General features: G+C 58.3%; 24 protein-coding genes. 15 read left to right on the plus strand and 9 right to left on the minus strand.

The genetic code is table 11. From position 1 onward, the window contains the following. Position 1 precedes the first annotated feature (1 nt). On the plus strand, positions 2-892 hold the full coding sequence (locus tag ACZ1HA_RS17350) for a ParB/RepB/Spo0J family partition protein (RefSeq protein WP_472714784.1): 891 nt from the start codon (positions 2-4) through the stop codon (positions 890-892). Here ACZ1HA_RS17350 and hemW read toward each other — a convergent pair. The 3 genes from hemW to rph are packed head-to-tail and all read right to left on the minus strand — an operon-like array spanning position 889 to position 3,360. Continuing rightward, positions 889-2,046, minus strand: a complete 1,158-nt coding sequence (gene hemW / locus ACZ1HA_RS17355; RefSeq protein WP_472714785.1) for a radical SAM family heme chaperone HemW — start codon at positions 2,044-2,046, stop codon at positions 889-891. The genes ACZ1HA_RS17350 and hemW overlap by 4 nt on opposite strands. Then, entirely contained in the window at positions 2,039-2,650 is a 612-nt protein-coding gene (gene rdgB, locus ACZ1HA_RS17360; RefSeq protein WP_472714786.1) for an RdgB/HAM1 family non-canonical purine NTP pyrophosphatase, read from the minus strand. The genes hemW and rdgB overlap by 8 nt, the downstream gene beginning before the upstream one ends. Then, the gene (gene rph / locus ACZ1HA_RS17365) at positions 2,647-3,360 is read right to left on the minus strand and encodes a ribonuclease PH (RefSeq protein WP_300033028.1); all 714 of its coding nucleotides are present in this window, start codon (positions 3,358-3,360) and stop codon (positions 2,647-2,649) included. Before rph ends, rdgB begins: the two co-directional genes overlap by 4 nt. 113 nt (positions 3,361-3,473) lie before the next feature. Between rph and hrcA the strand changes: the two genes are divergently transcribed. Together hrcA and ACZ1HA_RS17375 are read left to right on the plus strand one after the other, a co-directional pair. Beyond that, positions 3,474-4,538, plus strand: coding sequence for a heat-inducible transcriptional repressor HrcA (hrcA, locus tag ACZ1HA_RS17370; protein ID WP_472714787.1), 1,065 nt, complete (start codon positions 3,474-3,476; stop codon positions 4,536-4,538). Positions 4,539-4,548: 10 nt separating this feature from the next. Further along, positions 4,549-5,112, plus strand: coding sequence for a nucleotide exchange factor GrpE (locus tag ACZ1HA_RS17375; protein WP_472714788.1), 564 nt, complete (start codon positions 4,549-4,551; stop codon positions 5,110-5,112). Positions 5,113-5,178: 66 nt separating this feature from the next. On the opposite strand, the gene mutS is transcribed toward ACZ1HA_RS17375, so the two are convergent. After that, positions 5,179-7,815, minus strand: a complete 2,637-nt coding sequence (mutS, locus tag ACZ1HA_RS17380) for a DNA mismatch repair protein MutS (RefSeq protein ID WP_472714789.1) — start codon at positions 7,813-7,815, stop codon at positions 5,179-5,181. Positions 7,816-7,951: 136 nt separating this feature from the next. Here mutS and ACZ1HA_RS17385 point away from each other — a divergent pair, with 136 nt between their 5' ends. Beyond that, positions 7,952-10,207, plus strand: coding sequence for an NADP-dependent malic enzyme (locus ACZ1HA_RS17385; RefSeq protein WP_472714790.1), 2,256 nt, complete (start codon positions 7,952-7,954; stop codon positions 10,205-10,207). After that, positions 10,207-11,079, plus strand: coding sequence for a ribokinase (locus ACZ1HA_RS17390; RefSeq protein ID WP_472714791.1), 873 nt, complete (start codon positions 10,207-10,209; stop codon positions 11,077-11,079). The genes ACZ1HA_RS17385 and ACZ1HA_RS17390 overlap by 1 nt, the downstream gene beginning before the upstream one ends. Here the strand turns inward: ACZ1HA_RS17390 and msrA are convergent, their stop codons facing one another. Next, the gene (gene msrA, locus ACZ1HA_RS17395) at positions 11,080-11,742 is read right to left on the minus strand and encodes a peptide-methionine (S)-S-oxide reductase MsrA (protein WP_375229424.1); all 663 of its coding nucleotides are present in this window, start codon (positions 11,740-11,742) and stop codon (positions 11,080-11,082) included. Between the two features lie 191 nt (positions 11,743-11,933). Here msrA and ACZ1HA_RS17400 point away from each other — a divergent pair, with 191 nt between their 5' ends. Next, a complete protein-coding gene (locus ACZ1HA_RS17400) occupies positions 11,934-12,632 on the plus strand; it encodes a sulfotransferase-like domain-containing protein (protein WP_375229423.1) in 699 nt (232 codons plus the stop codon). A gap of 10 nt (positions 12,633-12,642) precedes the next feature. On the opposite strand, the gene ACZ1HA_RS17405 is transcribed toward ACZ1HA_RS17400, so the two are convergent. Further along, positions 12,643-13,110 (minus strand): GNAT family N-acetyltransferase, encoded by a 468-nt coding sequence (locus tag ACZ1HA_RS17405; RefSeq protein WP_375229422.1) that lies wholly within the window; start codon positions 13,108-13,110, stop codon positions 12,643-12,645. Then, positions 13,110-14,330, minus strand: coding sequence for an argininosuccinate synthase (locus tag ACZ1HA_RS17410; protein ID WP_472714792.1), 1,221 nt, complete (start codon positions 14,328-14,330; stop codon positions 13,110-13,112). Before ACZ1HA_RS17410 ends, ACZ1HA_RS17405 begins: the two co-directional genes overlap by 1 nt. Before the next feature lie 134 nt (positions 14,331-14,464). On the opposite strand from ACZ1HA_RS17410, the gene ACZ1HA_RS17415 reads away from it, so the two are divergent. From ACZ1HA_RS17415 to ACZ1HA_RS17425, 3 genes are read left to right on the plus strand one after another with little or no spacing between them, the layout of a single operon-like run. Beyond that, entirely contained in the window at positions 14,465-15,232 is a 768-nt protein-coding gene (locus tag ACZ1HA_RS17415; protein ID WP_472714793.1) for a hypothetical protein, read from the plus strand. 53 nt (positions 15,233-15,285) lie between these two features. After that, a complete protein-coding gene (gene ilvA / locus ACZ1HA_RS17420; RefSeq protein WP_472714794.1) occupies positions 15,286-16,518 on the plus strand; it encodes a threonine ammonia-lyase IlvA in 1,233 nt (410 codons plus the stop codon). A 6-nt stretch (positions 16,519-16,524) separates the two neighbouring features. Next, positions 16,525-17,337 (plus strand): SDR family NAD(P)-dependent oxidoreductase, encoded by an 813-nt coding sequence (locus ACZ1HA_RS17425; protein WP_472714795.1) that lies wholly within the window; start codon positions 16,525-16,527, stop codon positions 17,335-17,337. Here the strand turns inward: ACZ1HA_RS17425 and ACZ1HA_RS17430 are convergent. Next, positions 17,322-17,660 carry an Hpt domain-containing protein gene (locus ACZ1HA_RS17430; RefSeq protein WP_375229417.1) on the minus strand — a complete coding sequence of 113 codons (339 nt, stop codon included), beginning with the start codon at positions 17,658-17,660 and terminating at the stop codon, positions 17,322-17,324. The two genes, ACZ1HA_RS17425 and ACZ1HA_RS17430, sit on opposite strands and share 16 nt — an antisense overlap. A gap of 153 nt (positions 17,661-17,813) precedes the next feature. On the opposite strand from ACZ1HA_RS17430, the gene ACZ1HA_RS17435 reads away from it, so the two are divergent. Further along, positions 17,814-19,097, plus strand: a complete 1,284-nt coding sequence (locus ACZ1HA_RS17435) for a PP2C family protein-serine/threonine phosphatase (RefSeq protein WP_472714796.1) — start codon at positions 17,814-17,816, stop codon at positions 19,095-19,097. Here the strand turns inward: ACZ1HA_RS17435 and ACZ1HA_RS17440 are convergent. Continuing rightward, the gene (locus tag ACZ1HA_RS17440) at positions 19,079-19,522 is read right to left on the minus strand and encodes an NUDIX hydrolase (protein ID WP_472714797.1); all 444 of its coding nucleotides are present in this window, start codon (positions 19,520-19,522) and stop codon (positions 19,079-19,081) included. The two genes, ACZ1HA_RS17435 and ACZ1HA_RS17440, sit on opposite strands and share 19 nt — an antisense overlap. 82 nt (positions 19,523-19,604) lie before the next feature. On the opposite strand from ACZ1HA_RS17440, the gene hslO reads away from it, so the two are divergent. From hslO to ACZ1HA_RS17465, 5 genes are all read left to right on the plus strand, one after another. After that, on the plus strand, positions 19,605-20,594 hold the full coding sequence (gene hslO / locus ACZ1HA_RS17445; protein WP_472714798.1) for an Hsp33 family molecular chaperone HslO: 990 nt from the start codon (positions 19,605-19,607) through the stop codon (positions 20,592-20,594). Next, positions 20,584-21,180 (plus strand): CoA pyrophosphatase, encoded by a 597-nt coding sequence (locus ACZ1HA_RS17450; protein ID WP_472714799.1) that lies wholly within the window; start codon positions 20,584-20,586, stop codon positions 21,178-21,180. The genes hslO and ACZ1HA_RS17450 overlap by 11 nt, the downstream gene beginning before the upstream one ends. Beyond that, positions 21,156-22,334, plus strand: coding sequence for a CCA tRNA nucleotidyltransferase (locus tag ACZ1HA_RS17455; RefSeq protein ID WP_472714800.1), 1,179 nt, complete (start codon positions 21,156-21,158; stop codon positions 22,332-22,334). Before ACZ1HA_RS17450 ends, ACZ1HA_RS17455 begins: the two co-directional genes overlap by 25 nt. Before the next feature lie 166 nt (positions 22,335-22,500). Continuing rightward, the gene (locus ACZ1HA_RS17460; protein WP_472714801.1) at positions 22,501-24,339 is read left to right on the plus strand and encodes an ABC transporter ATP-binding protein; all 1,839 of its coding nucleotides are present in this window, start codon (positions 22,501-22,503) and stop codon (positions 24,337-24,339) included. Then, positions 24,336-26,168 carry an ABC transporter ATP-binding protein gene (locus ACZ1HA_RS17465; RefSeq protein WP_472714802.1) on the plus strand — a complete coding sequence of 611 codons (1,833 nt, stop codon included), beginning with the start codon at positions 24,336-24,338 and terminating at the stop codon, positions 26,166-26,168. The genes ACZ1HA_RS17460 and ACZ1HA_RS17465 overlap by 4 nt, the downstream gene beginning before the upstream one ends. The last annotated feature ends 23 nt before the right edge of the window (positions 26,169-26,191 follow it).

Here is a 26,191-nt window from a genome sequence, read left to right on the forward strand (position 1 = left end):
TATGGTGGGTGGAACCGAACGCAAAAGAGGGCTGGGGCGTGGTCTTTCAGCGCTGATGTCAGATGTGGCGGAAACCGAAGAGCGGGCCAGTGCAGGTCCTTCGGCTGCTGACAGGAAAGTCCCGATTGAGCAGATCACGCCAAACCCGGATCAGCCGCGGAAACGTTTTGCGGAGGGTGATCTGGATGATCTGGCCGCTTCGATCAAAGAAAAAGGCGTCATCCAGCCACTGATTGTGCGTGCCATGGCGGATGGCCGTTTCGAGATTGTCGCGGGCGAACGACGCTGGCGCGCTTCACAGATGGCGCAACTGCATGAGTTGCCGGTGATCGTGCGTGAGTTCTCCGACGCCGAAGTTCTTGAAGTCGCAATTATTGAAAACATCCAGCGGGCTGATCTTAACGCGATCGAAGAAGCGGCGGGGTATCGCCGCCTGATGGATCAGTTTGGGCACACGCAGGAGAAAATGGCGGAGGCGCTGGGTAAGAGCCGCAGCCACATTGCGAACCTGCTGAGGTTGCTGAACCTGCCGGAACCGCTGCTGGAGATGGTGCGGACAAATGAGTTGAGCGCTGGTCACGCCCGGGCACTGCTTGGGGCTGAGGATCCGCTGGCTCTTGCGCGCCAGGTCATCAAGGGTGGCCTGTCGGTGCGCGCAACCGAAGCTTTGGTCAAGAAGGAACAGACCGGCGAGGCGCCAGTTAAAAAGGCCGCCAGAGCGCCGGTGGAAAAGGACGCGGATACGAAAGCACTGGAGGGTGATCTGTCTGCAACGCTGGGTATGAAGGTGGTGCTGACCCACAAACCGGGCGGTGAAACAGGTCAGGTCACACTGCACTACAAGACGCTGGAAGAGCTGGATGAACTCTGTCGTATTCTGAGCGGAACCTAGGCTCCGGCAAGGCGTGCGATGATGGCGTTAAGAACCATAAATCCTTGTTCTGAAACAATAATTTTTCCACTGTCGCTTGTCAGCATTCCCAGATTTTGCAGATCTGCAACTGATTGCTGATCGAGTGGACGGCCGGCGAGAGCCTGATAGCGGGCGGGATCAATCCCTTCGCGCAGTCGCAGCCCCATCAGCAAAAATTCCTCCGCCTGATCCGTAACAGACAGCTGGTGCCTTGGTTTTTCGCTGGTGCCATCCGCAACCGATTTCAGCCATCGATCCGGATTGGACCAGGTTTCGGTGGAGAAACGTTTGCCGCCAAGTGTCAGCCGACCGTGAGCACCCGGACCAATCCCGGCATAATCACCATATCGCCAGTAGATCAGGTTGTGCCTGGACTGAGCACCGTCACATGCATGGTTTGACACCTCATAGGCCGGCATCCCGTGTTCGCCGCAAAGGTCCTGCGTCATGGCGTAAAGATCAGCACTCAGATCGTCGTCCGGCAGATTGCGCAGCTTGCCTGCATTGTACCGATCACCAAAGGCCGTGCCCTGTTCGATTGTCAGCTGGTAAAGTGAGAGGTGATCCACAGCCAGACCCAACGCCGTGGTCAGTTCAGCCTGCCAGTCTGCCAGTGACTGACCCTGCCGCGCATAAATCAGATCAAAACTGACCCGCTCAAAGGTGTTGCGTGCAATATCGAACGCCGCCATCGCCTCAGCGGCGGTATGTATTCGCCCCAGTTTGCGCAGGTCGTCGTCGTTCAGGGCCTGAATACCCATTGAGATGCGGTTCACCCCACCATCGCGATAGGCCTTAAAGCGACCGGCTTCCACAGAACCGGGGTTGGCCTCCAGCGTGATTTCGAGATCGTTGGCGACCGGCCAGAGTATGCGGATTTCGTCAATGACGTCCGCGACGGTCTGTGGATCCATCAGACTGGGTGTACCACCGCCGAAAAATACAGACCGCAGCACACGCCCGGGCGTTTCATGGGCGACGCGTTTCAGCTCGGTCAAATATGCATCACGCCACGCCTGTTGGTCGATCCTGCGGGACACATGGCTGTTGAAATCGCAGTAGGGGCACTTGGCCTCGCAGAATGGCCAGTGAATGTAGAGGCCGAAGCCTCCGTTTTCCCAATCCTCAGCCAAAACAGCCGTCGATCAGTTTTCCGAACGCATCCGCACGGTGACTGACACGGTTCTTTTCGTCCGGGTCCATCTCAGCGAAAGTAATATCATAGCCATCGGGCATGAACATCGGATCATAGCCGTGGCCTGTTTCACCACGGATGGGCCAGACCAGCGTACCGTTGACCTTACCTTCGAAGATCTCTTCGTGACCGTCGGGCCATGCCAGAACCAATGTCGCACGAAATCGGGCACGGCGGGGGTGGGCTGCGTCGACTTTTTCCAGCTCGTTGTGTGTCCGCGTCATGGCCATCAGGAAATCGCGACCGTCAGGTGTTTCTGCCCAATCCGCAGTAAATACTCCTGGACGGTTCTCGAGCGCTTCAACCTCGATCCCGGAATCGTCTGCCAAAGCGGGCAGACCTGTGGCGGCGACTGCGGCGCGCGCCTTGATCCGCGCATTTCCGACAAATGTGCTTTCCGTTTCCTCGGGTTCTTCGAGGTTTAGTTCGGCGGCGCCCGTCACCTGAACCCCATGCGGAGCAAAGAGCTGTTGCATTTCGTCGAGCTTGCCGGCGTTGTGCGTAGCAATCAGAATGCGGTCACCGTCGAACCTGCGTGTCATGCAGTCGCTGCTTTCTGCGCGGCCACCAGTTCGCCGACACCTTTTTCCGCCAGGTCCATCAGCGCGTTCATCTGATCACGTGAAAACACAGACCCCTCAGCGCTCATCTGCACTTCAATCAGCTGTTTGCTGCCCGTCATGATGAAGTTGCCATCAACACCCGCCTCGGAATCCTCCGGATAGTCCAGATCCAGCACGGGCTGGCCCGCGTAGATACCGCAGCTGATGGCGGCGACCGGGTCGGTCAGCGGATCGCTGATCACATCGCCTGCTTTCATCAGTTTGTTGACGGCCAGTTTCAGCGCAACCCAGCCACCGGTGATGGAGGCGCAGCGGGTGCCGCCGTCGGCCTGCAGGACATCGCAGTCAATGGTGATCTGACGTTCGCCCAGAGCCACGCGGTCCACACCGGCCCGCAGTGAGCGCCCGATCAGCCGCTGGATTTCCACGGTGCGTCCGCCCTGTTTGCCGGATGCGGCTTCGCGCCGCATGCGCGTGTTTGTTGCACGGGGCAGCATGCCATATTCGGCCGTCACCCAGCCAAGACCGGACCCTTTGATGAACGGCGGCACGCGGTCTTCGATGGTCGCAGTACACAGAACATGGGTGTCACCCATCTTGATCAGCGCAGACCCTTCTGCGTGTTTCGTGAAACCTGTCTCAATAGAAACGGCGCGCATTTCGTTCAGTTCTCGACCAGAGGGACGCATGACATATCCTTTTAATGTGCACCCCCCGATACAGGCCCGCACGCCAGGGATGCAACCCCGATTGAATTTCCGCCGCGTTGTGCTTTTATACCGCTTCAGCCAGGGAACCCGTGATGAACGATACGCCGAATATTCTGGGAGAAATGAATGATCGCTCGCGCGAGGTCTTCCGCAGGGTTGTTGAAGGGTATCTGGATGACGGTATGCCCGTGGGGTCCCGCACCCTGACGCGCGACTTCAGCGAAAAGGTTTCAGCTGCAACCATCCGGAACGTTATGCAGGACCTTGAATACCTTGGTCTGCTGGACAGTCCGCACGTCAGTGCGGGGCGTATTCCGACGCAGATGGGGCTGCGGATGTTTGTCGACGGACTGCTGGAAATAGGCGACCCCGATGCGCTGGACCGGGAAAAGATCGATGCGACCGCCGCTTCGAATTCCGAAGATGTCAGCGGCCTGCTTGATCGTGTTGGCTCCGCTTTGTCCGGTGTGACCCAGGGGGCGTCCCTGGTGATGACGCCCAAACGTGAAGCGCCGATCAAACATATCGAGTTTGTATCGCTGTCACCGGACCGGGCTCTTGTGGTGCTGGTCTTTGCAGACGGCCACGTAGAAAACCGGCTGTTTTCCCCGCCGCCGGGTCAGACCCCGAGCTCTATGCGGGAGGCGGCGAATTTTCTGAACGCGCTGATCGAGGGACGGACGCTGAGTGAGTTGCATGGCGTCATGAAGGCAGAGATTTCCAACCGGCGTCAGGAGATTGATAAGCTGGCGCAGGATCTGGTGGAATCCGGTCTCGCGGTCTGGGAAGGCGAGGGGGATCAGATTGAACGGCTGATCGTTCGGGGCAGATCGAATCTGCTGAGTGATGAGGGCGATGGTGAAAACCTGGAGCGTATCCGGCATCTCTTTGACGACCTGGAACGCAAGCGGGACATTGCTGAGTTCCTTGAACTTGCCGAAGAAGGGGACGGTGTCCGCATTTTTATTGGTTCTGAGAACAAACTTTTTTCACTTTCGGGTTCCTCTCTGGTGGTTTCCCCATATATGAACGCTGATCGAAAGATCATTGGCGCCGTTGGAGTCATTGGTCCGACACGACTGAATTATGGACGCATTGTGCCGATCGTGAATTACACGGCGCAGCTGGTCGGAAAACTGATCTCCGACCGGAGTTAGAGGTAAGATCATGGCAGAACCCAAGAACGAAGAATTCCTGGACGACATCGACGACGCCGAGGCGGAAGCCTTTGCCGAAGATATGGCAGAGATTGACGAAGAGGCCCTGGAGCTGGAGCAAGTCAAAGCGGAGCGGGATGAATACAAGGACCGCTTCATGCGTGCGCTTGCGGATGCGGAAAACTCCCGCAAGCGGTCCGACCGTGACCGTCGCGAAGCGGAAAACTACGGTGGCTCAAAACTGTCCCGTGATATTCTGCCGGTCTACGACAATATGAAGCGCGCCATTGAAACGGTTACCGACGAGCAGAAGGAAGCGAACGCTGCCTTGATCGAGGGCATCGAGCTGACAATGCGGGAACTGCTGAGTGTTTTCAAAAAGCACGGCATCGAAATTATCGCGCCCGAGGTCGGCGAACGTTTTGATCCCAAGCTGCATCAGGCGATGTTCGAGGCACCGCTGCCTGGTACAAAAGCCGGGGACATCATTCAGGTCGCTGCCGAGGGATTTATGCTGCACGACCGCCTGCTGCGGCCGGCACAGGTTGGCGTTTCCTCGACACCAGCCAGCTGACACTGATCAGGCGTTTTTTAGATTGAAACACCGGATCTGGATATTTTCAGCCAGAAGAAGGGGCGGTCAGTTCTTGGCCGCCTCTTTCAGTTTATAAAGCAGATCGAGCGCCTCTCTGGGCGTGAGTTCATCGGGATGGATGTCCTGCAGCGCGTCTTCGACCGCCGAAGTTCGCGGTGCTGGGACAGGTGGGGATGTTGCAGCGGAGAAAAGTGGCAGATCATCAATCAGTGTCTTCTGCGTGGCGCCGCCCTCGCGTTCCCCTTTTTCCAGTGCGTCCAGAACAACACGTGCCCGTGCGATCACCGGCGCAGGCAATCCGGCAAGTTGTGCCACCTGCACACCATAGGACCGGTCGGCTGCACCCTGCCTGACCTCGTGCAGGAAAATGACCTCGCCTTCCCATTCCTTGACGGCGACGGTTGCGTTTTCAACACCGTCCAGCTTTCCGGAAAGAGCAGTCATTTCGTGATAGTGCGTCGCAAAGAGCGCCCGGCTGCGGTTTACGTCGTGCAGATGTTCCAGTGTGGCCCAGGCGATAGAGAGACCATCGTAGGTGGCGGTTCCGCGCCCGATCTCATCAAGGATAACGAGTGCCCGGTCATCAGCCTGATTGAGGATCGCTGCTGTTTCGACCATCTCGACCATAAAGGTTGACCGGCCCCGGGCCAGATCATCGGATGCACCAACCCGGCTGAACAACTGGCTGACAATCCCGATATGCGCAGCGGTCGCCGGTACAAAACTGCCCATCTGAGCGAGAATGGCGATCAGAGCGTTCTGGCGCAGAAAGGTGGATTTACCGGCCATGTTCGGGCCCGTCAGGAGCCATATGTTGGCGTCATCCCCGTCGGCAGAGAGATCACAGTCATTGGCAATAAAGGGCGCACCCGACTGCTGGCGCAATGCCGTTTCTACGACCGGGTGTCTGCCGCCGCTGATGGCAAAGGCCCGGCTTTTGTCGACGACCGGACGCGCCCAGTTTTCAGAAATCGCCAGCTCAGCAAGTCCCGCGGCGATGTCGATCTCTGAGACTGCGCCAGCGGTCTGAGAAATGCGCGCCGCGGCCTCCAGGATCTGAGACCGCAGAACTTCAAAGAGGCGCTTTTCAATCTCAAGCGCACGGGCGCCAGCGTTGATAATTTTCGTTTCCATTCCGGACAGCTCAACGGTGGTAAAACGTACCTGGTTGGCTGTGGTCTGCCGGTGGATAAATGTTTCAGACAGTGGGGCGTTCAGCATCCTGTCCGCGTGGGTCGAAGGCGTCTCGACAAAATAGCCCAGCACATTGTTGTGTTTGATTTTCAGAGACGAAATCCCTGTGTCAGAGACGTATTGCTGCTGCATGCCAGCAATCACACTGCGGCCTTCGTCCCGCAGTTTCCGCGCTTCGTCCAGGCCATCGTCGTGGCCAGGTGCGATGAACCCACCATCCCGCGCCAGAAGCGGTGGCTCCGCGATCAGTGCTGCATCCAGTTTTTCGATCAGATCGGTATGTCCGGTCAGGTCACGCAGGTTTTGATCAATCAATTCGGTTGTGTCTGTCTCAGCCAGCCGGTGTTGAAGTGTCTCCGCAACCGTGAGGCCATTGCGGATAGCTGCGAGATCCCGGGGCCCGCCGCGGTCCAGAGCAAGGCGGGACAGGGCCCGGTCCAGATCCGGAATACGGCGCAACAGATCGCGCAGGTCATCGCGCACAACGCTTTGTTCATGAAGATAAGAAACGGCTTCCAGACGTCGTTGGATCGTTTGATGGTCCCGCGATGGGCTGGACAGGCGTTGTTCCAGCAGGCGGGCACCGCCGGCGGTCAGAGACCGGTCAACCACAGAAAGAAGCGATCCCGCCCGACCACCGGACAAAGCATGTGTCAGTTCCAGATTCCGGCGTGTGGCGGCATCAATCTGAACACTTCCGGCGACAGCCTCCTTTTGAGGCAGACGCAGCAACGGCAGCTGCCCCTTTTGGGTGATGTCCAGATACTGGATCACCGCACCCATTGCCGAGATCTCTGCCCGCGTAAAAGTGCCGAAACCGTCGAGCGTCTCAACGCCGAAAAGATCACAGACCGACTTTTCCCCACCTGTGCTGTCAAAAGCGGACCGCGCCAGACCGGTCAGCGAGATGCCGAACTCCCCGGTGGTTTCACGCAGATCTTCTTCGCGGGTTTCTGCGACGATGAGCTCCGAGGGTGCAAGGCGTGCCAGCTCGGGACCAAGGCGGAGTGCATCCAGTGGCATCACGTGAAAGGACCCGGTTGAGATGTCCACCCAGGCCAGAGCCTGTGTGTCACGAACTTCGGAATACGCTGCCAGATAGTTGTGGCGACGCGCTTCCAGCAGGCTTTCTTCGGTCAGCGTTCCGGGTGTCACCAGTCGCACCACATCCCGCTTTACGACCGATTTAGAGCCTCTTTTCTTGGCTTCCGCGGGGCTTTCGAGTTGTTCGCAGACAGCCACCCGAAATCCTTTTCGAATGAGTGTCAGCAGGTACCCTTCGGCAGAATGCACGGGCACCCCGCACATGGGAATGTCCGCGCCGTCATGCTTGCCACGTTTGGTAAGCGCAATGTCCAGAGCTTCCGCCGCCGCGACGGCGTCATCGAAGAACATCTCGTAGAAATCGCCCATGCGGTAAAACAGCAAAGCGTCCGGATACCCGGCTTTGATCTCGAGATACTGTGCCATCATCGGCGTGACGGTCATAGGGCCCCCCGGCGGTTTCGGCTGACCTTACAAATGCTCAGTCCCGGGTAAAAGCCTCAAATCACCTGCGCTTGAGGCATATGCAGCGCTGGGCTATAGGCAGAGAACTCCGGAACGTCAGCAAAGGCCGAAAAACATGTCGAAAACCCGCGTTACAGCCGAAGAAGCGCTCGCTTTCCATCTCGAGCCGACACCCGGAAAGTTTGAAATTACGGCCACTGTGCCGATGACAACCCAGCGGGATCTGAGCCTCGCCTATTCTCCTGGTGTTGCGGTGCCCTGCGAGGCGATCGCGGAAAACCCGGAGACCGCCTACGACTACACCAACAAGGGTAACCTTGTGGCGGTGATTTCGAATGGCACGGCTGTTCTGGGTCTCGGGAACCTTGGTGCGCTGGGCTCCAAACCGGTGATGGAAGGCAAGGCCGTGCTGTTCAAGCGGTTCGCGGATGTGAACAGCATTGATATTGAACTGGATACTGAAGACGTCGATGCCTTTGTGGATGCTGTCCGTCTGATGGGTCCTACGTTTGGTGGGATCAACCTTGAAGACATCAAGGCGCCGGAGTGTTTCATCATCGAGCAGCGCCTGAAGGAAGAGATGGATATCCCGGTCTTTCATGACGACCAGCATGGGACGGCGGTGATCTGCGCTGCGGGTCTGATCAATGCGCTGCAGATTTCGGGCAAAAAGATTGAGGACGTTCGCATCGTGCTGAACGGTGCGGGTGCTGCGGGAATTGCCTGTCTTGAACTGCTCAAGGCGATGGGCGCGCGGCACCAGAATTGTATTATGTGCGATACAAAAGGCGTCATCTATCAGGGCCGTACCGAAGGTATGAACCAGTGGAAGTCCGGGCACGCGGTGGCGACGGAACTGCGCACGCTCGAAGAAGCTATGAAAGATGCGGATGTTTTTCTGGGTGTGTCGGTCAAGGGCGCCGTGACCCAGGCCATGGTGGAGAGTATGGCGGATAATCCGGTTATTTTTGCTATGGCGAACCCCGATCCGGAGATCACCCCGGAAGAAGCACATGAGGTCCGGCCGGACGCGATCGTTGCCACCGGGCGCAGCGATTATCCCAACCAGGTCAACAACGTGCTTGGTTTCCCGTATCTCTTCCGTGGTGCGCTCGACATCAACGCCCGCGCAATCAATGACGAGATGAAGATTGCCTGTGCGCATGCGCTGGCGAACCTGGCCCGCGAGGATGTGCCCGACGAAGTGGCGCTGGCCTATGGCAAGAGCCTGTCTTTCGGGCGGGATTACATTATCCCAACGCCGTTCGATCCCCGTCTGATTCACCGCGTGCCGCCAGCTGTTGCCAAGGCCGGGATGGATACGGGCGCCGCGCGTCGACCGATCATCGACATGGAAGCCTACGAACTTTCCCTGAAAACACGCATGGATCCGACGGCGAGCATTCTGCGCGGCATCAATGCCCGGGCGCGTGCCAATCAGGCGCGTATGATCTTTGCCGAAGGTGATGACCCGCGTGTCCTGCGCGCTGCGGTGATGTATCAGCGTTCCGGTCTCGGCAAAGCGCTGGTTGTTGGCCGACAGGACGATGTGAAGGCCAAGCTGGAAAAGGCCGGCATGCCGGATGCCGTGCGCGAGATCGAAGTCGTCAACGCGGCGAATACAAACCACCTCGATACCTACAAGAATTTTCTTTATAACAGGCTCAAACGCGGGGGTTTTGATGCCCAGGACATTCATCGCCTCGCCGCACGGGACCGCCATGTTTTCTCTGCGCTGATGCTGGCGCACGGGCACGGCGATGGTCTGGTCACGGGTGCGACTCGTAAATCCGCGCATATTCTGGACCGGATCAACCACGTTTACGATGCTTCGAAGTATGACGGGGCGGTTGGCATCACCGCGCTGCTGCACAAGGGGCGGATTGTCTTTATTGCGGACACGCTGGTACACGAGTGGCCGGATGAGGAAGATCTGGCCACCATCGCGGAACGCGCGGCAACGGTGGCGCAAAACATGGGTCTGGAACCACGCGTTGCGTTTGTGAGCTTTTCGACCTTTGGCTATCCGGTGTCGGAGCGGGCGGAGAAAATGGCGCGCGCACCGGAAGTGCTGGATGCGCGCGGCGTGACCTTTGAATACGAAGGGGAGATGACCGTGGATGTGGCTCTGAACGCCACGGCGCAGTCAGCCTATCCTTTCTCCCGCCTGACCGGGCCTGCAAACATCCTGGTGGTACCGGCACGACATTCCGCCAGCATTTCGGTGAAACTGATGCAGGAAATGGCGGGTGCCACTGTCATCGGGCCGATTCTGGCTGGTGTGGACGGGTCGATCCAGATTTGTTCAACGGTTTCGACGGCAAACGACATTCTGAACATGGCCGTGCTTGCCGCCTGCAAGGTCGGCTGATGACTGTCTTTAACCTCGGTTCAATCAACGCCGACAATGTCTATCGGGTCCCGCATCAGCCGGTCGCGGGCGAGACACTTGCAGCCGGCAGTATGATCCGCGGGCTGGGCGGTAAAGGTGCCAATATGTCAGTGGCCGCTGCACGGGCCGCTGCCAGAGTTGTGCACATCGGTGCCGTCGGCGCCGACGGGCGCTGGGCCGTGGAACGGTTGCTCGAATACGGGGTCGATACCCGGCATATCGTGATCTCTGACCTGCCGACCGGCCACGCCAACATCTGTGTCGATCCGCAGGGCGAGAACACAATCGTTCTTCTGGCCGGGGCCAACCGTGGGATCACCACAGATATGATCGGCGCCGCGCTCAGTACTGCGCACACCAGTGATATACTGGTCACGCAGAACGAAACGAATTGCCAGTCCGACGCAGTTGAGATGGCCGGACGCCTTGGGATGCGCGTCGTTTATGCGGCAGCCCCTTTTGACGCTGATGCTGTTCGCGCGGTCATTGATCAAGTTGATCTGTTGATTCTCAACGCCGTGGAAGCGGCGCAGCTTGCACAGGAAACAGGCTCTGACCCGGGGGATTTGCCCTGCAATGACGTTGTTGTCACCAAAGGTAGTGAAGGCTGTGTCTGGTTTTGCAAAGGGCAGGAACCTGTCACGTTTCCGGCAATCCCGGTCGATCCTGTTGATACAACCGGCGCCGGGGACACCTTTACCGGTTACCTTGTTGCGGGTCTCGACCGTGGTATGCCGATGGCGCAGGCGATTGGCCTCGCAACAAAAGCCGGAGCGCTGATGGTGATGCGCGAGGGGACTGCGGATGTGATCCCCGATCTGAAAGAGATCGAGGATTTCACTTTTCGCTGATCAGCTCGGCAGGAAAGGCGCGTCAGCTCCCCAGAGTTCCTGAACCCGCTGATCCCTGCCGCAGGCATTCCGGTATGCTTTGTAGGCGGATGCTTTGCGTTTTGGGCCAAAGCGGGTGATCACCAGATCGGTCGATTTGTAGTAATCCTGGTGGTACTCTTCGGCCAGGTAAAACTCCGACGCAGGCAGGATCGGTGTCACGATCGTTGCGCCCAGCACCTTGCCGGCTTTTGCCTTGGCCGCGGCTGCTTCTTCCTGAGCTTGCGGCGTGTCAGCAAAAATTGCGGTTCTGTAGCTCTCGCCACGGTCGCAGAACTGACCACCGGCATCTGTCGGATCAACCGAACGGAAGAACAGGTTCAGCAGAGTGGCACGGGACACGATTGAAGGATCATAGGTGATCTGAACCGCCTCATAATGACCAGTGCCGCCACGGGTGACCTGTTTATAGGTCGGATTTTCCACGGTGCCGCCGGTGTACCCGGACACGGCTCCGGTCACGCCATCGACCCGTTCAAAGTCGGCTTCGACGCACCAGAAACAGCCCCCGGCAACGGTCAGGGTTTCCAGTTCGTCCGCAGTGGCCATCTTTGCCTGGGCTGCAAAGCCGATCATAATCATTCCGGCCAGCGCGTATGTCTTCAGCGAGGAAAAAGTCAGCATGTTCGGTCTCCTTTGTGATCAAAGTGTAGCGCGAACTGAGATCAGGCAATTCATCAGACTGTGATGTCACGCGCAGGTGAGCACAGTTTACGGCTTGGCATTGCCGACGGCCGTTTTTACGGTCGGTTTGTAACAGGCAGGCGTGCCGACCTGCGTGTGCTGAAACATTTTCGGAATGTGCGGGGGTGGGAATGCGAATTGCTATGTGGTCAGGGCCGCGGAACCTGTCGACGGCCATGATGTACAGTTTTCTGGCGCGGGGGGATTTCACCGTCTGGGATGAACCCTTTTACGCGCCAAGTCTCGCAGTTTCCGGCCGCTCGCATCCGATGGACAAGGAAATCATTGCGGCACATGAGACCGATCCCGAAAAAGTGGCCAGAGCCTGTCTGGCGCCTGTTACGACGCCGCATTTTTATATGAAGCATATGCCACATCATATGCTGCCGGGATTTCCGATGGATTGGGCGCAGGAATGTGTGAACGTGCACCTCATACGCCATCCGGCCCGCGTGATCGCCAGTTATGCCGCCAAATATCCGGAAGTCTCTCTGGATGATATTGGTTTCGAACACCAGGTCCGCGTTTTTGATACCCTAGGCGGTGTCGTAGTGGACAGTACGGATATCCGCGCAGATCCGGAAGGTACGCTGACGCGGCTCTGCGATGCTATTGGTTTGCCGTTCGATCCGATGATGCTGCGCTGGCGTTCCGGGCCGCGCGCAGAAGATGGTATCTGGGCTAAACACTGGTATGGGGCCGTTCATAATAGTACGGGATTTGCAGAAGCTGAAGGGCCGCTCCCCGAGCTGGAAAACCGTTTTGCCGAACTGCTGGAGCAGGCCATGCCGCACTATGAACTTCTGTTGGATGCTGCGCGCACCCGATGAATCACCAAGCTTATCCGGATGCTGCCGGTCGGATAAGCACGTCCTCTCCCTCCATCACCCTGCCAGTTGGCAGAAATCCGAAGGACGTGTAGAGCTTGCGTGCGGCGGTATTGCCGGGAACGACGGATGTCTCGAGACGGACCAACCCACGTGCCGAAGCCCAATTTTCAAACAAGGCAAGTGCCGCTCTGCCGTATCCTTTGCGTTGCTGACCTTTGGCAATCATCAGACGCCAAAGATACGCAGTTTCCGGATCATCTTCCGGCGTCAGTTCATCTGACTTCCGCAAATCAATGCAGGCCATCAGCCCAACAGCAATGCTGCCGTCCCATAACCCGAAAACCTCAGCACCCTTCTCATGCGGCCACTGGCGAAAGGTTTTTGCATTACTTGCCACGAAACCCTGCTGAACAGGATCGACGGTAAGAGCTTCGAGCGTTTCCTGGTGTTGCGAAAGTGCTTCCCGCGCTTCCAGCATCAACGCTCCAATCTTTTGTCCCGTGCAGCCAGCAGTTTGAGGCGCAGTGCGTTCAGCTGGATAAAGCCTGCCGCATCTTTCTGATCGTAAGCGCCCGCGTCATCCTCGAACGTCACATGTGCTTCGGAATAAAGCGACCGGTCGGACCAGCGGCCAACGGTGCGGACGTGACCTTTGTAGAGTTTCAGGCGCACGGTGCCTTCGACGTGTTCCTGACTCGCGTCAATCGCGGCCTGCAGCATGGTGCGCTCCGGCGAGAACCAGAACCCATTGTAGATCAGTTCGGCATATCGCGGCATCAGTTCATCCTTGAGGTGCATGGCACCACGGTCGAGCGTGATGGATTCGATGGCACGGTGGGCCTCCAGTAGCAGAGTACCGCCCGGAGTCTCGTAGATGCCCCGTGACTTCATGCCCACAAAGCGGCCCTCAACCAGGTCGAGACGGCCACAACCGTGTTTGCCACCCAGTTCGTTGAGCTTTGTCAGGACCGTGGCAGGCGACATCGCTTCGCCGTTGATGCTGACAGCGTCGCCCTTTGAAAACCCTATCTCGATATATTCCGCCGTATCGGGCGCATCTTCGGGGTGCACGGTCCGCTGGTAAACATAGTCAGGTGCATCAACCGCCGGGTCCTCCAGCACCTTCCCCTCGGAGGAAGTGTGCAGCAGGTTTGCATCGACGCTGAACGGTGCCTCACCACGTTTGTCCTTGGCGATTGGGATCTGGTTCTTTTCAGCAAAGTCGATCAGTTTCGTGCGGCTCGACAGATCCCATTCACGCCAGGGTGCAATCACCTTGATGTCCGGGTTCAGCGCATAGGCGGCCAGCTCAAACCGGACCTGATCGTTGCCCTTGCCGGTCGCGCCATGGGCCACGGCATCGGCACCGGTTTCCGCTGCAATTTCCACGAGGCGTTTCGAGATCAGCGGACGCGCAATTGACGTACCCAACAGGTAAAGGCCCTCGTAGACCGCATTTGCACGGAACATCGGGAATACGAAATCACGCACGAATTCTTCGCGCAGGTCCTCGATGTAGATGTCGGTCGCGCCCATCATTTCCGCTTTTTTGCGGGCAGGTTCGAGCTCCTCTCCCTGGCCCAGATCGGCGGTGAAAGTCACCACTTCGCAGCCGTATTCGGTCTGCAGCCATTTCAGGATGATTGAGGTATCAAGACCGCCGGAATAGGCGAGCACAACTTTCTTGGGCGCGGACATGAATTCTTCCTTTTCGGTTTGGAAAGCGCCCTACCGCTTTTTGAAACGCTCGGCAAGTTTTGCGAATTGACGCACTCTCAAAATGCGGTTTTACCGTTCCGGAGATTGTTAGTGAGTTTTGAGGAGACCGGGTTGTGTTGGGATGGAAGATTTTTGCGCATTCTGTGCGGATGGTGCTGGGGAACTTCAGACAGGTTCTTCACATCACGGTCGGGCCGGCACTGATTGCGGTCGCTGCCACTGTTGCACTGTTTTTTGTAGCTGGCGTGCCGCGCGAAGTATTTGATGAGAATGCCGGAACCATTGCGCATAAACCAAGTGCAGATTTCCTGTTTCTGGCAGCCTTCATCGTTGTTCCCATCTTTTTCCTCATCGTGCTCTGGATCGCTGTCGCGTGGCACAGGTTTATCCTTCTGGAGGAATATCCTGACCAGCTGCTGCCCCCTTTCCAGTTCGACAGAATTCTTGCTTACCTGGGGCGGGGTCTTCTGCTGGGACTGGTCGGAGCAGCGATTATGTTTCCCGCTATGTTTATCGTGGCCGCTTTCGCGGGATCGGCGCCATTTCTTGGTTTCCCGATCCTGCTTGTGCTGATGCCGTTCATTGCTCTCGTCTTCTATCGCCTGTCCATTATTCTGCCGGCGTCTGCGGTCGGCAAACCGGTCCGGATGGGCGAGGCCTGGACAGCGACCAAAGGCGAGACCGGGACGTTCATCGTTCTTCTGGTTGTGTCGTTGTTGTTTCAGTTGGTGGTGCAGATAGCCTTTACCCTGTTGGCTTTTGTTCCTGTGTTGGGGATCCTTCTCGTAGTCTTTGCGTCCCTCCTTATTCTGCCCATGATCAACGTCAGTATCCTCACCACCCTTTACGGTGTTTACATCGAGAAACGGGAACTGACCTGAGGCATACCGATGTATTCCTTGCCCTTCCCGTAGTGATGCGGCAGTGAAGCAGAATGACCCAGTCCTTCCGGAAAAGCGCTGAAGCAGCGGCGACCGCAATGCGGGATGTCTTTCCTGCTACCCCGCTGATGCGCAACGATCTGTTAAGTGCCCGCTACAAAGCCGACATCTGGCTGAAGCGTGAAGATCTGAGCCCGGTCAGATCTTACAAGCTGCGTGGTGCGTTCAATGCGATGCGCAAGGTCATCCCACAGCATGACATGTTTGTCTGTGCCAGTGCGGGTAATCATGCGCAGGGTGTTGCGTTCATGTGCCGGCATTTCGCCGTTCGAGGGGTTGTGTTCATGCCGGTGACCACGCCGGAACAGAAGGTCATGAAGACCCGGATGTTTGGTGGTGACTTTGTCGAAGTGCGCATGGTTGGCGACTATTTTGATCAGACGCTGGCGCGGGCCCAGGAATTCTGCGCCGAGGCCGGTGCGCACTTTTTGTCGCCCTTTGATGATGAGGACGTGATCGAAGGCCAGGCGTCTGTCGCCGCAGAAACGGAACAGCAACTTGGCCGTATTCCCGATCGCGTCGTGCTGCCCGTCGGCGGCGGCGGGCTTTCTGCGGGTGTGCGCAGTTTCTTCGGGACAGAGACTGAATACACCTTTGTCGAGCCGTCCGGGGCCAAAAGTCTGGGCGCAGCGATTGAAGAGGGCAAACCGGTGGATGTGTCGCCGATCAACAGTTTTGTCGATGGGGCGGCAGTCGCGAAACTGGGTGAAAAGACCTTTGCCCGGCTCAAAGATGTGAGCCCGTCGGAAATCGTGCATCTCTCTGAGGACCGCATCTGCGGTACGATCGTGGATATGCTGAATGTTGAGGGCATCGTGCTCGAACCGGCGGGTGCGCTGGCGGTCGAGGCGCTGAGCGAAATTGCCGACCTGATCCGGGGCAAGACGGTTGTCTGTGTCGCTTCGGGTGGCAATTTTGACTTTGAACGCCTGCCCGAGGTCAAGGAACGCGCACAGCGGTATGCGGGTCTCAAGAAGTACTTCATTCTCAGGCTGCCGCAGCGGCCGGGTGCGCTAAAGGATTTTCTCCAGACACTCGGTGCGCAGGACAACATCACGCGCTTTGAGTATATGAAAAAGTCAGCCCGTAACTTTGGGTCCGTGCTGATCGGGATAGAAACGGATCAGCCGCAGAATTTCGCAGAAATGTTCCAGCGTATTGATGATGCGGGGTTCACGTATACCGACATCACCAATGATGAGACGCTGGCGCAGTTCGTGATCTGAGCGGGTATGGATTTCGCGGGAAAATCAGTTGTGATTACCGGCGGTGCCAGCGGTATTGGTGCAGCCTTGGCGGCCCGGATGATCCGTTTGGGTGCAAAGGTGACGATCGCGGACCTTGATGCGGAAGTCGTTCACCAGAAAGCCGGTCGTCTGTCCTGTGACGGTTTCGCCTGCGATGTCACACGCGAGGCCGATGTCATTGCGTTGTGTGACGCGGTTCGTGACAGGTTCGGCTCTGTCGATATTTTTGTCTCTAACGCTGGCTTTATGGGGCACCAGCCGGATCATGTAGCGTCCGCGCCGGACGCGGTCTGGGAACGGAGTTTCGCAGTTCACGTGATGGCGCAGGTTTTTGCAGCACGCGCGGTTCTTCCCGAGATGCTGGCGCGGGGTTCGGGAGGTTTTATAACGGTTGCTTCGGCGGCAGGGTTGCTGAACCAGATCGGGGACGCGGCCTATTCTGCAAGCAAACAGGCGGCGGTCAGTTTCGCAGAATCGCTGTCCATTACGCATGGTCATCAGGGCATCTCGGTCAGTGTTGTCTGCCCGCAGTATGTGGCAACGCCGCTGATCGGACTGACCGATGAGGATGCGCAGACAGGTGAAAGTTTGCTCACAGCGGATGAAGTTGCCGGTGTGATTGTCGACGGCGCCATGGCGGGGGATTTTCTGATCCTGCCGCATCCAGACGTGAGGTCCTTTGCAATCAGGCGCGCGCAGGACCATGACCGGTGGATTGCCGGTATGCAGAAACTGCGCGGGAAAGCAGTCGATATTCTGGAAGCTGAGGGTCCGGGCGGTCTCTACAGGCTCGTCTGACCGGAAACTTCAGTTGTTAGGTTTTCCAGAAAATCGTCCCGGGACGCCTGATAACAGGTGAGCAGTGCGGGTACGTCGATCTGATCGCCACCCCCCGCGGAAACGCCTGCTTCGCCCTCCTGGCAAAGGTGGGAAAACTTGCGGAAACCAAGACTGAGCGCGCTGCCTTTCAGAAAATGCAGTTTTTCGCCAAGATTGGTGCAGTTCTGGTCGAGGTTCTCAATTTCGGAATCGACTTCATCGAGGAAAAGTTCAACGACTTCCTCAAAGTCTTCTGTCCCGACCTCCTCGCGCAGTGCGCGAACGCGATCCCAGTCAATCATAGTTTTCTCCACGCATATGCGCCTGAAACACTGCCTTGCTGAGTCCTAACCCAAGGTTAGCGGAAACGGCGTTTCCACTAGAATTTTATCTTTCACCTGTCCTTAACGCGGGGTCACTACTCACGCACTGAACACATGTGAACAGAGACTCGAATGCCGGCTTTCCTGCCTAACGGTCCAGATACATCAACATCAGATGACGAGGCGCAGACGCGTCTCGTTCTTGTTGTTGATGACAGCCGGCTGCAGCGTAAAATCCTGACCAGTCTGCTGGCGCGGTGGGGCTTCAATGTGATCGAGGCCGCATCCGGAGAAGAAGCGCTGGAGCTTTGCCACGCGGAACAGCCTGAAATTGTGATCAGCGACTGGGTTATGCCCGGTATGTCAGGGATTGAATTCTGTAACGCTTTCAGAAAGTTGACCAGTGATCAGTATGGTTATTTCATCCTGCTCACCTCCAAAAGCGAGAAGAACGAAATCGCGGAAGGTCTCGATTCCGGTGCAGACGACTTCCTGACAAAACCTGTTGACGGAAATGAGCTGCGCGCCCGCATCACCGCGGGCGAACGCATCCTGACGATGCAGCGCGAACTGACGATGAAAAACAGCGTCATCAGCGAAACGCTGGACGAATTGCAGCGTCTCTACGATTCCCTCGACGGTGACCTTCTGGAGGCCAAGAAGCTTCAGCAGTCTCTGATCCGAGAAAAAAACCGTTCCTTTGAAGGGGGTGACCTTTCGCTGTTCTTGCGGTCAAGCGGCCATGTGGGTGGTGATCTTGTTGGATTTTATCCTGCTGCGCCCGGTCATCTGGGGCTCTTTGCAATTGATGTTTCGGGCCACGGTATCAGCTCAGCGCTGATGACGGCACGCCTGGCTGGCTACCTCTCCGGCAGCGCACCGGATCAGAACATCGCGCTCGAAAAAACAGCCGACGGTACTTACCGGTCGCGCCCGCCCGCCGAAGCGATTGAAACGCTGAATGAACTGGTCCTCGATGAAATGGAGACCGAACATTATTTCACGCTGATCCTTGCGGACATTGATCTGGCCAACGGACATGTTGTGATGGGTCAGGCGGGGCACCCGCATCCTGTGGTCCTGCGTGCAGATGGTTCAATGGAGCAGGATGGTACCGGCGGTTTTCCGGTCGGTCTTATGTCCGGTGTGACATTCTCGCAGTTCGAGGTTCAGCTGAACCCCGGTGACCGTCTGCTTATCCTGTCCGATGGCGTAACCGAATGTCCCGCCGGTGATGGCGAAATGCTGGGTGAGGACGGGCTGGAAGAGATGCTCGCAGGTCTGGGCGACGCGGAAGGCACGGCCTTTTTGGAATCGCTTGTCTGGAAACTGTCAGAGTTTGCCGGCATCGACGAATTCCCAGATGATGTCTCAGGCATCCTGTTTGAATACAGTGGTCATACAGCGCCAAAGTAACGCTGCACGAACATCCGGTCGCCGTCGTTTCCAAGCATATCAACGGCTTCTGAAGGGCTCAGCACAAGGGTTGCGTGATCCGGCTCTGACGGTTCTGCTGTCTGGCGGGTCGGGCGGGCCAGAAAGATATGGCAGACTTTTTCGGCCCAGATGTCGTATTCCGGCATAAAGACGAACCGCCGGAAGGCACCAAGGCGCCTGGGGTGTGAAATCCGCCAGCCGGTTTCTTCCATGACCTCGCGGTGCAGAGCCTGCAGAGGGCTTTCGCCCGGGTCGATTCCACCGCCTGGCAACTGAACATCGACAATATCCGAAAGCTGACATGTCAGAAGAACCCCGTCTTTCAAAGGTAGGATTGCATAGGCACCCGGCCTCACAACATAGCGCTGACCTGCGTCCGCCGCATGGCCGACCCGTCGTATCATTCTGGCTCACCCTCTTTTCAACCGGGCCCGGACCCATATATGGACGCGGGTATGCCAGGCAACGGCTGATAAGGAAACCCCAATGACACATGGACAGCAAATCGCGTGGGACGACACCGTCCTGCCTTTCCAACTCGACGCCAGTGATATGCGCGGCCGCGTTGCGCGGCTGGACAGTGCATTGAACGGTATTCTCAGCCAGCACGATTATCCGCCTCAGGTGGAAGCACTTGTGGCTGAGATGGCCCTGCTGACGGCGCTGATCGGTCAGACGATCAAGCTGCGCTGGAAACTCCAGTTGCAGGTCCAGTCCAAGGGTGCCGTGCGGATGATCGCAACAGACTACTATGGTCCCGAGACCGAAGGTGGTCCGGCGCGTATCCGTGCCTATGCGAGCTATGACGCGGACCGTCTTACGGATGCCCCGCCGTTTGAACAGGTGGGCGAAGGCTATTTCGCGATCATGATCGACCAGGGTAAAGGCATGACGCCGTATCAGGGGATTACCCCGCTCGACGGCGCCTCGCTGTCGTCCTGTGCCGAGGCCTATTTTGCGCAGTCCGAACAATTGCCGACGCGGTTCTCGCTGAGCTATGGCAAATCCACAGAACCCGGAGTCGGAGAGCACTGGCGCGCAGGTGGCATCATGCTTCAGCACATGCCCAAGGCATCACCGTTCGTCGCCACCGGCGAGGGAACGGGCTCTGTTCTGACAGCCGGTGATCTGGTCCAGGATGACGAGGCGGAAAACTGGAGACGCGTGAACGTCCTGCTGGATACGGTCGAGGACATCGAGCTGATCGGGCCGACGCTGCCGCCAAACGATCTGCTGCTGCGCCTGTTTCATGAGGAACAGCCACGGGTTTATGACGCGCAGACCGTCCGGTTCGGGTGCACATGTTCGGAAGATCGTGTGCGTCAGAGCCTGTCGATCTATTCCGCCCGCGACATTGAGAAGATGACCACCGAAGAGGGGCGCGTTACTGCGGATTGTCAGTTCTGTGGTGCACATTATGACCTGGACCCTGCATCAGTGGGTTTCGAGGCAGAACAGGCTGGCGATGACGCCTGACACAGACCGGATCCGGGCGGCGCTGAGCCGTCCGGGTCCGCCTTCATCTGACTTTGATCTCAATCCTGAAACGGTTCTTCCTGAGGGGCGCAGGCTGCGTCCGGCTGGTGTGCTGGTTGCGATCACCGGGACGGACGATGCGCTGTCCGTTCTGCTCACCAAACGGTCGTCCGCGCTGAAGCACCATCCGGGGCAGATCGCGTTTCCCGGCGGCAAGCAGGATGATGGCGACAAAGATGTCACAGCCGCCGCTTTGCGCGAGGCCGAAGAAGAAGTTGGTCTTCCACGGACCGCTGCGGAAATACTGGGGACGCTGCCCGCGCATGAAACGGTCACGGGTTTTCAGGTCACACCGGTGATCGCCCGCGTGACGACTGAATTCGAGATCAGGCCGGAACCGGGCGAGGTAGACGAGGTCTTTCATGTACCGCTGGCCCATGTCCTCAACCCGGACAGTTTCCGGATCGAAGGCCGGCGCTGGCGCGGTCAGATGCGGTCATATTATACCGTTCCTTACGGACCCTATTACATCTGGGGTGCGACTGCGCGTATGCTCAGGGCATGGACCGAACAGATGAAACTCTGATCCCGCCGCAGACCACGTGGCTGAGCGACCCGGATGCGCAGAAAGTCTGTGCGGCGGTATCATCCGGGGGCGGGCGTGTCTATTTTGTGGGTGGATGTGTCCGGGACGCGCTGCTTGGGAAAGATGGCGGCGACACAGATCTCTCAACGGATGTACTGCCCGAAGAAGTCATGCGTCTTGCAAAAGACGCTGGGCTCCGCGCGGTTCCGACGGGCATAGACCACGGGACAGTGACCGTCGTGTCCGGAAGTCTCGGATTTGAGGTGACGACGTTCCGCAGGGATGTTGAAACCGACGGCCGGCGCGCGGTGGTTTCATTCTCAACGGACATAGCCGAGGACGCGCGGCGGCGTGATTTCACAATGAACGCGCTTTATGCAACGCCGGACGGTCGTGTGGTGGATCCGCTGGGCGGCCTGCCGGATTGTCTTGCACGCAGAATCCGCTTCATCGAAGATCCTGACCGCCGTATCCAAGAAGATTACCTTCGTATTCTGCGGTTCTTCCGGTTCCATGCCTGGTATGCGCCGGCGACGGCGGGCTTTGACCCCGACGCGCTCAGCGCCATAGCGGCCAATACGGATGGCCTTGAAACGCTTTCTGCCGAGCGGGTGGGTCATGAGGTGCTGCGCCTTTTACAGGCCCCGGACCCGGCCCCCGCTGTTTCCGTGATGCGCCAGACCGGTGTTCTGGGCCGTATCCTGCCCGGTGCGGATGATAGGTTCCTTGCGCCAGCTATACATCTTGAGGCGCAGATGCGACTCGCACCTGACCCGCTTTTGCGTCTTGCTGTGCTTGGGGGCACAGATGTGCCTGACCGGCTGCGTCTCAGCCGTAAGCATGCCAGGTCACTCAGCGACATGAGTGACGCCGCATGGAACGGTGCACCGGCGGGCGCGCTTGGCTGGGAGTTCGGGGCGGAAATTGCGGTGGCGGCCCTGATCCAGCGCGGCGCGGTGGCCGGATTTGTACCGGACGCCGATGAGATCGCGGCTGTCGCACGCGGGGCTGGCGCGGAATTTCCCGTCACAGCAAAAGATCTGATGCCCGCGCTTCAGGGGCCGGCGCTGGGCCGCGCACTGAAGGACTTGCAGGCGCGCTGGATTGCCTCTGATTTCAGCCTGACGCGCGATGAACTGCTCGCGCCTGAATGAAAACCTCGACAGGTTGTGTGTCTGTCTGCTACACACGCCGGACAAGAGCGGAGGAATACGAGATGTATCGCGGGATCTGGAACAGCTGAGGCTGGCATAACCCTTCCCCGTCAGGCCCGGACCCGGTGCCTGAGCATTTCTGATATTCTCGTCCAGGACCTCCCCAATGTTCCGCTTTTTCGAACGACTCGTCGACCCGTACACCAGCTACACCGAAACCGATCATCCGCCGCAGAAGCTGTGGCCGTTCCTCTGGGAATACTCGCAGCCGTTCAAACAGGTGTTTTTCTGGGCAGCGCTCATGTCTGTGATCGTTGCCGCGATCGAGGTTGGACTGATTTTCTACATGGGGCGCGTTGTTGATCTGCTGGAAGGTGAACCGGCGCTGGTCTGGAGCACCTATGGCACAGAGCTGATTCTCGTCGCGCTCGGTATAATTTTCATACGACCGGTGTTGCAGCTGCTGGACATCGGGTTGCTGAATAACGCCATTCTGCCGAACTTTGGCACGCTGATCCGCTGGCGCGCGCATCGTCAGGTCCTGCGGCAGTCTGTGGGCTGGTTCGAAAATGATTTCGCCGGGCGGATTGCCAACCGGATCATGCAGACACCGCCCGCGGCTGGTGAGGTTGTATTTCAGGTGTTTGACGCGATTTCCTTTTCGCTGGCCTACCTGCTGGGTGCTGCCATCCTGCTCAGCACATCCGATCCGCGCCTGCTTTTGCCGTTGCTCATCTGGTTTGTGCTCTATGGCTGGCTGGTGCACTGGACGGTGAAACGCGTCGGCCCGGCGTCACAGGAGGCATCCAATGCCCGGTCCGAGGTGACAGGCCGCGTTGTCGACGCCTACACCAATATCCATTCGGTCAAGATGTTTGCGCATCACGAGCAGGAACTGGAATACGCGAAGGGTGCCATCGAATACTCGCGCGAAACGTTCCAGAAGGAGATGCGCATCTTCACGATCATGGACGGCACGCTGGTTATGCTGAACGGTCTTCTGATCGTGGGTGTTGTAGGCTGGGCCATTGCATTGTGGGTTGCTGGCGAGGCGAGTGTCGGTGTGGTGGCAGCGGCCACGGCGCTGACGCTGAGGCTGAATGCGATGACCGGCTGGATCATGTGGGCGCTGACCACGTTTTTCCGGCAGCTCGGCGTTGTGGCGGAAGGAATGGAGACCATTGCCCAGCCTGTGACCCTCGTGGATGACCGCGACGCCAGACCGCTGCGTTTGACCGAGGGAGAAATCGTTCTGAAGGACGTGCGGCATCACTACGGACGTGAAAGCGGCGGTCTTGACGGGATCAACCTGACGATCCGCCGTGGCGAAAAGGTTGGTCTGGTCGGACGGTCCGGTGCAGGGAAATCGACACTGGTAAAGCTGCTTTTGCGTTTTTACGACGCGGAAAGCGGGACTATTTCGGTCGACGGCCAGGATATCCGGCATGTCACGCAGGACAGTCTGCGCCTCGCCATCGGTATGGTTCAGCAGGACAGTTCGCTGCTGCACCGGTCGGTGCGGGACAACATTTTCTACGGGCGTGCAGATGCAACCGAAGAGGAGATGATCGCAGCCGCACGGCAGGCACAGGCGCATGAGTTCATTCTCGATCTGGAAGATCCGCAGGGACGGTCCGGTTATGACGCACAGGTCGGCGAGCGCGGCGTCAAACTGTCCGGTGGTCAGCGCCAGCGCGTGACGCTCGCCCGGGTGATCCTGAAGAATGCGCCGATCCTGCTGCTGGATGAGGCAACCAGCGCTCTCGACAGCGAAGTGGAGGCGGCCATTCAGGATACACTCTATGGCATGATGGAAGGCAAGACCGTGATTGCCATTGCGCACCGTCTGTCCACCATTGCCGAAATGGACCGCATTCTGGTGCTGGATCAGGGGCGTATCGTCGAAGATGGCCCGCATGACGCGCTTTTGGCGCAGGGTGGCCTATATGCAGAATTCTGGGCCCGGCAGTCGGGCGGTTTCCTGAGTACCGGTGACGAGGCATGAAAATAGAGAACTGGATTGATGCCTTCCGCACAGCAGAAGGCCCTCCACCACAGACGCTGGGCGCATTCATGCGCTGGTGCCTCAATGGTGCCTGGCCCGCGCTGTGGCTGGCGGCCTTTCTGTCGGCGGCGGCGGGCGCGATGGAGGCCGGAACCGCGCTCATCCTCGGCATGGTCATTGATGCGACGGCCCGCTCCGGGGCGGAGGCGTTCTTTGATGGTGGCAATATTGCACTGATTGCCGGGGCCGTGGCGTTCTTTGTAATCGCCCGACCTTTGCTCTTTGGTTTTTCGGCCTCAGCAAACGCGATCATCGTACAGCCCAACGTCAACCCGCTGGTGCTGTCCCGCCTGCACCGCTGGACGCTTGGGCAGACGGTCGGATTCTTTGATGACGATTTTGCCGGACGCATTGCCCAGAAACAGATGCAGGCGGCGCGGGCGGTCACGGATGTGGTGTCCGAAGTCATCAATGTCGTGGCCTTTGCGCTCGCGTCACTTGTCGGTTCCGTCCTGCTGTTGTTTGCCATCGACTGGCGCGTGGCACTGGGTTTTGGCATCTGGCTGATCTTCTATTTCGCGATGATCAACTGGTATCTGCCGCGCATCCGGAAACGCTCTGCGGGGCGCGCCGGCGCGCGTGCAATGGTGTCGGGCCAGGTGGTCGACACGATCACCAACATCAAAACGGTCAAGCTTTTCGCCCATGCAGATCACGAGGACCGGGCGGCACTTGGCTCAATGCAGACGTTCCGTGAGCGGGCGATTGAGTTCGGGTATCTCGCCGCTGGTTTCCGGTTTGCGCTGATGACGCTGGCAGGCATTCTGCCGGTTATTCTGCTGGGGGGAACGATCCTGCTCTGGCAGTCGGGTCAGGCCACGCAGGGTGACATCGTCGCCGCCGGGGCGGTGGCGATCCGTATTGCGCAGATGACCGGCTGGGTCAGTTTCACCCTGATGGCGATCTATTCCAATATCGGGGAAGTCGAGGACGGTATCCGCACGCTGACACCGCGCAACCGTGTTGAGGATGCGCCGGGGGCACGTGAACTGGATGTGCATGAGGGTGGCATTCAGCTGAACGATCTTGGTTTTGCCTACGGTCGCGATACGGGTGGTGTTCAGAACATCAGCCTTGATATCAGACCCGGCGAGAAGCTGGGCATTGTCGGTGCCTCCGGTGCCGGAAAATCAACCCTCGTTGCCCTGCTGTTGCGTCTCTACGACGCCGAAGAAGGCGGGATCACGATCGACGGACAGGACATTACCGGCGTGACCCAGGAAAGCCTGCGCCGCAATATCGGTATGGTCACCCAGGAAACGGCAATGTTCAACAGATCAGCGCGGGATAACATTTCCTATGGCCGGCCGGGTGCGACGGACGATGATATCATCGCAGCGGCCAGGAAGGCGGAGGCGCATGAGTTCATTCTGGAGCTTCAGGATCATGCGGGCCGTACCGGGTACGACGCGCACCTGGGCGAACGGGGTGTGAAACTCTCCGGCGGTCAGCGTCAGCGGATTGCGCTTGCGCGTGCCATTCTCAAGGATGCGCCGATCCTCGTGCTCGACGAGGCCACCTCAGCGCTCGACAGTGAGGTTGAGGCATCCATTCAGACAGCACTGGAACGTGTGATGGAAGGCAAAACCGTTCTGGCCATTGCGCACCGTCTTTCCACGCTGACGGAAATGGACCGCATCATCGTGATGGAAGATGGTCATATCGCCGAGGACGGAACGCACACCGATCTGCTGGCCCGCGGAAAACTCTATGCAAGGTACTGGAACCGGCAGTCCGGTGGGTTTATCCGGACCGAAGCGGCCGAATAGGTCCGCGGCGACCAGGGCAGGGG

Source organism: Roseobacter sp. S87 (assembly GCF_055693285.1).